At 70.6% G+C, this 10209-nt stretch carries 10 protein-coding genes; 7 read left to right on the forward strand and 3 right to left on the reverse strand.

The window, feature by feature from the left end; all coding sequences use genetic code 11:
• The first annotated feature begins 175 nt into the window (after positions 1-175).
• From ABD990_RS31045 to ABD990_RS31065, 5 genes are all read left to right on the forward strand, one after another.
• Positions 176-1504: a CaiB/BaiF CoA transferase family protein gene (locus ABD990_RS31045; RefSeq protein ID WP_345384353.1), complete on the forward strand. Its 1329-nt coding sequence runs from the start codon at positions 176-178 to the stop codon at positions 1502-1504.
• A complete protein-coding gene (locus tag ABD990_RS31050; protein WP_345384354.1) occupies positions 1501-2751 on the forward strand; it encodes a CaiB/BaiF CoA transferase family protein in 1251 nt (416 codons plus the stop codon). Before ABD990_RS31045 ends, ABD990_RS31050 begins: the two co-directional genes overlap by 4 nt.
• A 25-nt stretch (positions 2752-2776) precedes the next feature.
• Positions 2777-3955 (forward strand): thiolase C-terminal domain-containing protein, encoded by a 1179-nt coding sequence (locus ABD990_RS31055; RefSeq protein ID WP_345384355.1) that lies wholly within the window; start codon positions 2777-2779, stop codon positions 3953-3955.
• A gap of 42 nt (positions 3956-3997) precedes the next feature.
• Complete coding sequence (locus ABD990_RS31060) at positions 3998-4438, forward strand: Zn-ribbon domain-containing OB-fold protein (RefSeq protein WP_345384356.1); 441 nt, start codon at positions 3998-4000, stop codon at positions 4436-4438.
• 153 nt (positions 4439-4591) lie between these two features.
• Entirely contained in the window at positions 4592-5929 is a 1338-nt protein-coding gene (locus ABD990_RS31065; RefSeq protein WP_345384357.1) for an MFS transporter, read from the forward strand.
• 50 nt (positions 5930-5979) lie between these two features.
• Here the strand turns inward: ABD990_RS31065 and ABD990_RS31070 are convergent, their stop codons facing one another.
• The 3 genes from ABD990_RS31070 to ABD990_RS31080 are packed head-to-tail and all read right to left on the reverse strand — an operon-like array spanning position 5980 to position 9032.
• The gene (locus ABD990_RS31070; protein ID WP_345384358.1) at positions 5980-6957 is read right to left on the reverse strand and encodes a C-terminal binding protein; all 978 of its coding nucleotides are present in this window, start codon (positions 6955-6957) and stop codon (positions 5980-5982) included.
• Positions 6954-7715, reverse strand: a complete 762-nt coding sequence (locus ABD990_RS31075) for an HpcH/HpaI aldolase family protein (protein ID WP_345384359.1) — start codon at positions 7713-7715, stop codon at positions 6954-6956. The genes ABD990_RS31070 and ABD990_RS31075 overlap by 4 nt, the downstream gene beginning before the upstream one ends.
• Positions 7716-7718: 3 nt before the next feature.
• The gene (locus ABD990_RS31080; RefSeq protein WP_345384360.1) at positions 7719-9032 is read right to left on the reverse strand and encodes an MFS transporter; all 1314 of its coding nucleotides are present in this window, start codon (positions 9030-9032) and stop codon (positions 7719-7721) included.
• Positions 9033-9203: 171 nt separating this feature from the next.
• Here ABD990_RS31080 and ABD990_RS31085 point away from each other — a divergent pair, with 171 nt between their 5' ends.
• Positions 9204-9881: a GntR family transcriptional regulator gene (locus ABD990_RS31085; protein WP_345384361.1), complete on the forward strand. Its 678-nt coding sequence runs from the start codon at positions 9204-9206 to the stop codon at positions 9879-9881.
• A gap of 211 nt (positions 9882-10092) precedes the next feature.
• A partial coding sequence (locus tag ABD990_RS31090; RefSeq protein WP_345384362.1) for an acetyl-coenzyme A synthetase N-terminal domain-containing protein occupies positions 10093-10209 on the forward strand: 117 nt, incomplete at its 3' end.

Here is a 10209-nt window from a genome sequence, read left to right on the forward strand (position 1 = left end):
GACACCTGATCCGGCCGCGATGTATCCCGTCGGCATATAGCAGCACTCTCGGAATCGGGCCTACCTTTTGCGAACCGAGGAGCTGCCGCCGACAGGAGCCCGCTCACGAATCTCCGCTCTTTCGTCGGCGCCCGAGTCGAAAGCATCCCCAATGAGGCCTCAAAGGAGAAGCGTCATGGCATCGACGTCACCGCGTCCCCTCGCCGGCACCCGCGTCCTCGACTTCACCTGGAGCGTGGCCGGGCCCACGATGACCCGCTACCTGGCCTCGCTCGGTGCCGAGGTGATCAAGGTCGAGTGGCCCCGCAACGCCGATCCCATGCGGTCGGCGATGTACCTGGGCGACGAACAGCACAAGACACTGAACAACGGGTCGTTCTTCGCCAACCTGAACGTCGGCAAGCGGAGCCTGACCGTCAACCTCCGCACGGAGGAGGGCCTCGCCGTCATTCGCGACCTCGTCCGTGAGTGCGACGTGGTGGCCGAGTCGTTCTCAGCCACCGTGCTGCGGCGCTGGGGCCTGGACCACGCCGCGCTGCAACAGCTCAATCCCTCGATCGTCTACGTCAGCGTCAGCGGGTTCGGGCACAACGGCCCGCACGGGGACAAGAACACCTGGGGGCCCACCGCGCAGGCTATGTCCGGCATCAGCGCCATGTCCGGCGAGGCCGGTGCGCCCCCGGCCGGCTGGGGCTGGTCCTACCTCGACGTCACCAGCGGCTACATGGCCGCACTCGGGGTACTCACCGCCCTGATCCGGCGGCAGCGCACGGGGGAGGGCGCCCGCCTGGACATGTCGCAGGTGGAGGTCGGCATCTCCCTGGCCGGCCCCGGTCTGCTCGAGTCCGCCGTCACCGGTGGCCAACTGCGCCGTCGTGGCGTACCCGGGGGGAACCGGTCCGTGGCCACCGACGGGTCGGTGGTGGGGTACCGCGGCGACACGGCCGCACCGAGCGGCGCCTACCGGACGCGCGGCGGCGGTGAGAACGACTACTGCACCGTGTCGGTCGCCGACGACGGGCACTGGCGCTCGCTCAAGGACGCCCTGGGGAACCCGGCCTGGGCCGAGAACCCGCGCTACGACGACCCGGGCGGTCGGGCCGAACACCAGGACGCCATCGACACCAAGCTCGCCGCCTGGATGGCCGAGCGCGACAAGTACGAGGCCATGGACACCCTGCAGCGCCGCGGTGTGCCCGCCGGAGCCGTGCAGAGCGGCCGGGACCGGGTCGAGAACGACCCGCAGCTGCGCAGCCGCGGAATCTTCGCCGAGCTGGAGCACCCCCACCTCGGCACCCAGGCCTTCGAGGGCGTGCCGTTCCGGTCGTCGACGTCGGACTACGAGCTGGAACCGCGCTGGCCGCTGCTGGGGGCGGACAACGACTACGTCCTGACCGAAGTGCTCGGCTACAGCGCCGAGACCGTCTCCCGGCTGCACGAGCAGCACATCCTGTGGCCGGAGGGCGTGCCGGCCAACCCCGTCGTCGAGAGGTCGCTGTGGTGAACGTGAACAGGAGCACGATGCTGGAGGGCCTGACCGTTCTCGAGCTCGACGACGGTCTGGCCGAGTTCGCCGGGAAGCTGCTCGCCGACTCCGGTGCCGAGGTGATCAAGATCGAGCCGCCCCGGGGGGCGCCGGGCCGGGCCGTCGCACCGTTCGTCGGCTCGACGCCGGACCGGACGAGCCTGCAGTTCGAGCACTACAACACCTCCAAGCAGTCGGTGGTGCTGGACCTGACGTCCGAGGCGGACCGAATCCTGCTCACCAGGCTGGCCGCGCGGGCGGACGTGGTGCTCGACGGCCTGGGCGCCGGCGTCGCTGACTCGCTCGGGGTGGGCCACACGGAGCTCTCCGCGGTCAACCCGGCGCTGATCTACTGCGCCGTCACCCCGTTCGGCTGCGACGGTCCCTGGGCGGGTTTCGCGGCCACCGACCTGACCCAGCTCGCCTTGGGTGGCGTCATGGCCTCCTGCGGCTACGACGACGGCGCCGACTACGCGGACGGCACCGGTTACAGCGGCGCCCCGGTCGCCCCCACCGGCGGTCACGTCAAGCACCTTGTCGGGATGATGGCGGTGATGGCCACGCTCGCCGCGGTCCTCGAGCTGGGCACCTCGGGCCGGGGGCAGTTCGTGGACGTCTCGGCGCACGAGGCCACCGCGGTCTCGACCGAGATGGCCGTCCCGTTCTGGCTGTACCAGCAGCGCGAGGTGCACCGGCACACCGCCCGGCACGCGATGCCCGCCCGCACCCCCCGGTGGCAGCACCGGTGCGCCGACGGCAAGTATCTCCTGGCCCTGCCGCTCTACATCGACGACGCGCGGTTCGCCGCGCTGGTCGAGTGGTTCGACTCCGAGGGCATGGCCGAGGACCTGGCCGACGAGAAGTACCGCAGGTCGATGCAGCGCGAGGACCACATGTTCCACGTGGTCGACGTGATCGGCCGGTTCTGCGCCCGGCACGACTCGGATCACCTGTTCCGCGAGGCCCAGGCCCGCCGGCTGCCCTGGGCACCGGTCAACTCACCCGACGAGCTGCTCGCGGACCCGCACTTCACCGAGCACCGGGACACGTTCGTGAGCGTCCCCGCCCACGGGGGCGTCCACCTCTACGCCCAGCCCCCCTTCCTGATCGGCCACGGGACGTCGATCCGCCCGGCGCCCCGCCTCGGCGAGCACACCCGCGACGTCCTCGGCGCCGTGCTCGAGGACGAGTACACCACCGACACCCCCGCCCGTCAGCAGGTCTGAGTTCCCTCACCGACAAGGAACCCCCATGGTCGCCACCCTCACCGACAAGGCCTACATCGCCGGCGTGGCCGAGACGGAGTACGTCCGGGGCACGCCCAAGAGCGAACGCCAGCTGATCCTGGAGGCCTCGGCCGCCGCCTGCCGCGACGCCGGGATCGACCCCTCGACCATCGACGGGATCGTCATGGCGTGGAAGGACGTCCCGACCAACGAGGACTTCATCGCCGCCCTCGGCATCAAGGACCTGCGCTTCCACTCCCACGTGCACATCGGTGGCGCCTCCCCGGTCGCAGCCGTCGTGCAGGCGGCCGCCGCCATCGCGGCCGGCCTGGCCACCCGGGTTCTCGTGCCCACCGGGCACAACTGGTTCTCCCGGCCCGTCCGTCTCAGCTCGATGGAGCAGACCCCCGGCGGGGTGGGCAACGTGCCCGGGGCCGAGATCCGCAACAACCTGGAGAACCCGGCCGGTCTGCTCGCGGCGATGCAGTGGTACAGCCTGCATGCCAACCGCTGGTTCCACGAGACCAAGGCGGACCCGGCGGGCATGGAGACGGTCGCCCTCACCACCCGCAGGCACGCGCATCTCAACAGCAAGGCCTACATGCGGGACCGCGAGCTGACCAGCGAGCAATACCGGGCCTCGCCGGTACTGGTCAAGCCGTTCCACCTCTTCGACATCTGCCTGGAGACCGACGGGGCCGCCGCGGTCCTCGTCGTGTCGGAGGAGGAGGCCCGGCACATGAACGGGCGGGCCGTCGCCATCGCCGGGGGCGCCGAGGGCCACGCCGAGTGCCCCGACGACCTGTCCACCCGGCCGAACATCCTCGACATGGGCATCACCAAGGCCGCGAGCCGCGCCTTCGACATGGCGGGCGTCCGGCACGACGACATCGACTTCGCCGAGATCTACGACTGCTTCACCTTCATCGTCCTGCGCCAGCTCGAGGAGATGGGCTTCTGCGACCGCGGCGAGGCGTCGGACTTCGTCAGCGGCGGCCGGATCGCCCTCGGCGGCGACATGCCCGTCAACACCCACGGCGGCCTGCTCTCCCAAGCCCACGGCATCGGCATGAACCACGTGATCGAGGCCGTCATCCAGCTGCGCGGCGAAGCCGGCCCGGCCCAGGTGGAGGACGCCCACATCGGGCTGGTCACCGGGTACGGCGACTTCAGCGACGGCTCCGTCGTGATCCTGCACAACTGAGCACCCCGCCAATCACGACCCCTCCAGAAGGAGCTCCGACCCATGACGACCGCCAACCTCAGCCCGGTCCCGCTGATGCCGGACAGCTCTCTGTACGCCGACTACTTCAAGGGCCTGCGCGACGGGCGCCTGGTCGCGCAGACCTGCACCGGGTGCGGCGCGCTGCAGTGGCCGCCGCGTGAGCTCTGCGGGCACTGCCAGAGCTCGACCTTCGAGCCGGTCGACGTCCCCACCGAGGGGCTCGTCTACACCTACAGCGTCATGTACCGCGCGTTCCACAGGGCATTCGCCGACAAGCTGCCCTACGGCGTCGTGGTCGTCGAGGTGGCCGACGGGGTGCGCTTCATCGGCCGCTACGCCGGTCCCGACCCGGAGTCGATCGAGTGCGGCCAGCGCATGGAGGCCGTGTTCGACGACCTCGGACCGGACAGCGGCTCGGTCGCGTGGCGCCGTGCCGAGGACCCCGCACCCGTCTCGCCCTAGCCACTGGGGCGACCCGCGCTCGACGCGGCGTGCTCGCCGCCTGACCAAGGCACATCACCGGCCCCTTACCCGAGGCCCGGCCGCACTCCCGATACCACAGCCACCGCAACCCCGCACGGAGCGCACGCTCCGCCTCAACGACGAGGAGCCCCGATGGGCGCACTCACACCGCCGTCGGCCGGAAGGCTGCCCGCACCCATGATCGCCGCGTTCTGCGCGCTGGTCCTCGTGTTCGACGGCTACGACGTCTCCGTCTTCGCCACGACCATTCCGGCCCTGCTGCAGTACGAGCCGTGGGGCCTCAACGCCGCCGAGCTGGGGTTCATCGCCAGCCTGGCCCTGATCGGGATGCTGATCGGCTCCCTGCTGTGCGGCTTCGCCACCGACGTGCTCGGCCGCAAGCTCATGCTGATGGCCAGCTCCGGCTGGTTCTCGCTCTGCATGGCCGTGTGCGCCTTCGCGCCCACGGCCACGGTGTTCGGGATCTTCCGCTTCCTGGCCGGGCTCGGCCTCGGGGGTGTCATGCCGACCGCCATCGCACTCGCCGTGGAGTTCGCCCCCAAGGCCCGACGCAACGTGGTCAACATGGTGCTCACCGCCGGCTTCATGGTGGGCACGCTCTTCGCCGCGCTGCTCGGAATCGTGATCATCGAGGCGTACGGCTTCCGGCCGATGTACGTCATCGCCGCGCTGCCACTGCTGTTGCTGCCCGTCGCGTGGTTCGTGCTACCCGAGTCGATCCAGTACCTGGTGTCGAAGGGCCGCCTCGACGAGGCCCGGGCGGTGGCTGCCCGCTACGGCGTCGAGGTCGCCGAGGGCCCGCGACCGGACGCGGTGCGGCGCTCGCCGCTGCGCAGTCTCGCCCGCCGTCCGCTGTGGGGGTTCCTGATCGTCTTCGGCATCGGCGGGCTGGTCGTGCAGCTGCTCATGTACGGCCTCAACACCTGGCTGCCGCAGCTGATGAGGATGGAGGGCTACCCGCTCGGGTCCGCGTTGAGCTTCCTCGCCACGATGTCCCTGGGCGCCATCGCAGGTGGCCTGGTCATGTCGTGGGCGGCGGACCGGTCGCACCCCCGGTTGCTGGTGCTCCTCGGCTTCGGTATAGGGGTGGTGGCGCTGGTGGTCCTCGCCTCGGGACCCTCCACGGTGGTGCTCTACGTCGCGGTCGCCCTGGCCGGGGTCGGCGGCAGCGGGACGGCCGCGATCCTCAACGGCTACGTCGCGACCTGGTTCCCGACGACGGTGCAGGCCTCGGCGCTGGGCACCTACTTCACCATCGCCCGCCTGGGCGGCATCCTCGGCCCGATCGCCGGTGGATGGATCATCGCCGCGGGACTTCCGGTGGCCTGGACGTTCTACGCCCTGCTGGTGCCGACGGCGATCGGCGTCCTGCTGGTGTTCGTGATGCCGCGCAGCCACGCTTACGTGGGTGACGCGCTCGCCGACGGCGCGGAGCCGCCCACCGGGCGGACGGTGGTGGACGCTTCCTGACCGCGGGGCGGTGCGGCCGGCCGCAGGGTGCACCCGGGCCGGCCGCACGGTCACGGGACGCGGCGGAGTGGTTGCGGCCGGTTGACGGGACTGCGCGGTTCCTCGCCACGCAGGACCCGGGCCACGTCGGCCAGCGCACTCGACCGCACCTCCGCCCAGGACTCCTCACTCCAGTGCGCGGCATGCGGGGTGAGGATCACGGAGTCCAGACCGCGCAGCGGGCTGTCGGCCTCGAGGGGCTCGCAGGCGAACGCGTCGAGGCCCGCCCCGAACAGGTGGCCCTCGACAAGGGCGTCGGCGAGCGCGTGCTCGTCGACCAGGCCGCCGCGCGAGACGTTGACCAGCACCGAGCCGGGCCGCATGCGGGCGAGTACCGCGGCGTCGACGATGTTGCGCGTCGACTCCAGCAGCGGCACGTGCAGCGACAGCACGTCCGACCGCGCGACGAGCTCGTCGAAACCGACCAGCTCGACGCCGTCCGGCCCCGCAACAGCGGCCGGGTCGTGCGCGACGACGGTGTAGCCGAGTGCGCGCGCCACCTCGGCAGTGCGCCAGCCTGTCCGGCCCAGACCGAGCAGACCAAACGTCTGCACGTCCGGGCGGTGCACGCCCGGTGCGAGCGCCGAGGCCCAGCCCTCGGAGCGGATGCCCCGGTCGAGCGCGGGCAGTCGCCGGGTGACCGCGAGGGCGAGCGCGATCGCGTGCACGGCCACCTCGCGGTGGTTCGCGTCGGGCACGTTGGTCACCCAGATGCCCCGGTCGGTGGCCGCGGCGACGTCGATCGTGTCGTAGCCGATCCCGTAGCGGGTGATCGAGCGGGCGGCTCGCAGGTTCTCGATGACGTGCCTCGGGAAATCCTCGACCAGAACGAGCACCGCGTCGGCGTCGCGGGTCGCCTCCAGCACGGTCCTCTCGTCCGGGGCGTGGACGGCCTCGAAGTCGACGTCGAGGCCGTCGAAGACGGTGAGGTCGGACGGCCCGACCGGCACTCGCGTCGAGGTCTGGACGACGCGGAACGACGCCGTCATCCGTTCACCTCCTCCCAGGTGCGCCGGGCGCCCTCGACGATCCAGCCGAGGTCGATCCCTGCGAAGAGCAGTGTGGCCCCCGCCTTCCGATAGCGCGGCATCTCCTCCGGGGTGAGGACGAACGCCCCCTTGGCCACGCCGTGTGCGTCGCCGGCGGCGAAGATCGCGTCGATCGCCGCGACGTGCTCGTCGGACCACATGGGGACCCCGAGCGAGGTCGCGAGGTCGAACGGTCCGATCACCACGGCGTCGATGCCCGGGACGGCGAGGATCTGGTCCGCCACGGCGAGCCCGGCCGAGGTCTCGATCTGAATCGCGACGAGGACCTCGGCGTTGGCGCGGGCGACATGGGTGGCGAGGCTCGCGCCGTAGCCCTGGCCCCGACCGGGACCGGCGCCGCGGCGACCCTCCGGTGCGTAGCGAGCCCTGGCCACGACGTCGACGGCCTCGGCGACCGACTCGATGCGCGGCACGACGATCCCGGCGGCACCGAGGTCGAGCACCCGGGCGATGTAGGAACCGACCTCCGGGACCCGCACCATCGCGGGGACGGGGCCCACATCCGCGGCCCTGAGCATCCCCTCCAACCGGTCCAGGCTCAGCGGTGAGTGCTCGGCGTCGATGCAGAGCACCGGGAACGGGCCGCTCGACAGGGCCTCGACGACCACGGGTGATGGGATGCCGATGGTCGCGCCGATGAGGATCTCGTCACGGACCCGGTTGCGGAGGTCGTGGCGACGGGAGTTGTACAGAGTCATGCCTCAGTCCCTTACGGCGACGCCCCGCAGCGCGGGGGTCTGGTCGAGTTCTTCGCGGCTCACGAACGGCCTGCCGAGCACGAGCGCGCAAGCAGTGAGCAGCTGGGTCACGATGACGAGCGCGGCGACCAGCCACGGCCTGCCGTCGAGGGCCACCACGAGGGCGGCCGCCAGGAAGGGTGCCGGACCCGCGATGAGGGCGCTGTGGATCTCGCGTGACGAGAACAGGCCCGAGGTGCGGTACTCGGCCTTGAACAGCGCGGGCATGAGCACCGTGTGTCCGGCCGAGCCCGCGCTCCAGGCGAACGCGAACATCACGACGCTGGTCACGATGATCAATGCGAGGTTGCCCGTCTCGAGCACGGCGAAGTAGGGGAAGGCGAGCGCGACCGCCCCGACGATGCCGATGTACATGACGCGCTTGGCCCCGATGCGGTCGCACACCTGACCCCAGAGGACGCAGATGACACTGCCGCTGACCAGCATCGAGAGGTTCACGACGAGCGACTGCGAACGGGGCAGCCCGACGGAGTTGGTGAGGTAGCCGATCCCGAAGGTCAGCATGACGTACGCGGTGCCGTTGAGGCCTGCGGGAATGAGGAACCCGGCGAACCAGTTCCGCGGGCTGGCCAAGAAGGAGTGCCAGACCGCGACCAGCGGGTTGGCCCGTGCCTCCGGGGCGCGCCCCGCGTCGCGCTCGATCTGGACGCGGGCGAATTCCGGCGACTCGTCCATCCGGCGGCGCAGCATGATCGCCACGACGGTCAGCACGGCGCTGAGCAGGAAGGGCAGTCGCCAGCCCCAGGACAGGAAGGCCTCGGGCGAGACCGACGCCGTGATCGCGGTGTAGAGCAGCGTCGCGACGATCATGCCGACGAGCCCGGTCGCCATCGCGAACGAGGCGTAGAAACCCTTGCGCCGCCGCGTGGCGGACTCGTTGAGCAGCGTGATCGCCCCCGCGAGCTCGGCCCCCGCTCCGAAACCCTGAGCGAGCCGCAGCACGACCAGGAGGATCGGCGCCCACACGCCGATCACGGCGTAGGTGGGCAGGGCGCCGATGAGCACGGTGGGAACGCCGATCAGGACGATCGACAGCATGAGGACCGGACGGCGGCCGACCCGGTCGGCGAGCGCGCCCAGCACGATGCCGCCGATGGGCCGCGCGATGAACCCGACGGCGAACGTCGCGAACGTGGCGAGCAGGCCGACGGTGCCGGTGGCGGCGGGAAAGAACAGGGGGGCGATGACCAGGCCGGCCACGATCCCGTAGAGACCATAGTCGTACCACTCGATGATGGTGCCGACACCGGCGGCCACCGTCGTGGACCTGGCGCTGCGCCGGGTGGGGGTCGTCCGCGCGGTGGGGCCCGCTTCAGGGGGCGTTGTTGGCATGAGAGCTCCCTTGCTCATAGCTGGTATGCGGCACTGTACATCGTCTACTGCGTTTTGAATTCTGTCGACAGTCCTCAGTCTGAGTATGCTGGGCCCATGGCCGCCGCCGACCCCGCTCCTGGGCTCTCCCTCATCCAGACCTCGTCGCTCGTCGATGAGGCATACCGGCAGATCAGAGGTCTCATCCTCGAGGGCCAGCTCAAGCCCGGGACCCGGCTGAAGGACTCCGTCCTCGCCGACGAGATGGGCATCAGTCGCTCGCCCGTCCGCGAGGCGCTGCGACTACTGGAGCACTCCGGGCTGGTCGAGAAGTCGGTGAACCGCTCCTACCGCATCTCCGTCCTCGATCCCGGTGACGTGCCCGAGCTGGCCAGGCTCCGTTGTGCCGACGAGGTGATGGCGGTTCGGACCATCGTTCAACGAGGCACCCCGGTCGAGTCGCTCGCCAAGTGGATCGAGGAGCTCCGGCGCGTTGACGGGGATCCGGAGGCCGGGGCTGCCGCGGACGCCGCTTTCCACTCGGAGGTCGTGCGCCTCGCGGGGATGCCACGCCTGGACTTGCGCTATTCGGGGCTCACCGACCAGATGCGCCTCGTGCTGCTCACGGGAGACGTGTCCTGGGGCTCGGGAGGTGTGCTCGTCGACTCGCACACGGTGTTGTACGAGGCGCTTGTCGACGCGGTGCGCACGGGCGATCCGCGGGAGGCCATGCGCCTGTGGGAATTCCACATCCTGACCGGGATGGGTGTTCCGGACATCCTTGAGCCGCTCTGATCCGAATCGCGCGGATCTGGTCGTTCACTGCGCTGGTGATCGACGGTGTCGGAAGAGCACGAGCAGACACGTCGTTCGCACACCTGACCACTGGTGAGCTCAACCGCCGCCCGGCCGGCTAGTTTCTGCGGCCGCCTCTCCATGAGGCCAGGCTTCGTGAGCACGGACTGTCCTAGGGTCGTCGGCAGGATATCGAGGTCAGGAGGCCGGTGTGGGCGCGTACGAGGACGTTTTCCGGGCCAGCGTGGAGGACCGGGAGGGGTTCTGGTTGCGGGCGGCGGAGGCGCTCGACTGGCACAAGGCGCCGACGAGGGCCCTGGACGACTCC

The sequence above is a fragment of the Pseudonocardia yuanmonensis genome (assembly GCF_039542425.1).
Taxonomy (GTDB): domain Bacteria; phylum Actinomycetota; class Actinomycetes; order Mycobacteriales; family Pseudonocardiaceae; genus Pseudonocardia; species Pseudonocardia yuanmonensis.

Coding starts and splice junctions, on each gene's coding strand:
- ABD990_RS31045 (WP_345384353.1), top strand. CDS start 176: ATGGCATCGACGTCACCGCGTCCCCTCGCCGGCACCCGCGTCCTCGAC.
- ABD990_RS31055 (WP_345384355.1), top strand. CDS start 2,777: ATGGTCGCCACCCTCACCGACAAGGCCTACATCGCCGGCGTGGCCGAG.
- ABD990_RS31060 (WP_345384356.1), top strand. CDS start 3,998: ATGACGACCGCCAACCTCAGCCCGGTCCCGCTGATGCCGGACAGCTCT.
- ABD990_RS31065 (WP_345384357.1), top strand. CDS start 4,592: ATGGGCGCACTCACACCGCCGTCGGCCGGAAGGCTGCCCGCACCCATG.
- ABD990_RS31070 (WP_345384358.1), bottom strand. CDS start 6,957: ATGACGGCGTCGTTCCGCGTCGTCCAGACCTCGACGCGAGTGCCGGTC.
- ABD990_RS31075 (WP_345384359.1), bottom strand. CDS start 7,715: ATGACTCTGTACAACTCCCGTCGCCACGACCTCCGCAACCGGGTCCGT.
- ABD990_RS31085 (WP_345384361.1), top strand. CDS start 9,204: ATGGCCGCCGCCGACCCCGCTCCTGGGCTCTCCCTCATCCAGACCTCG.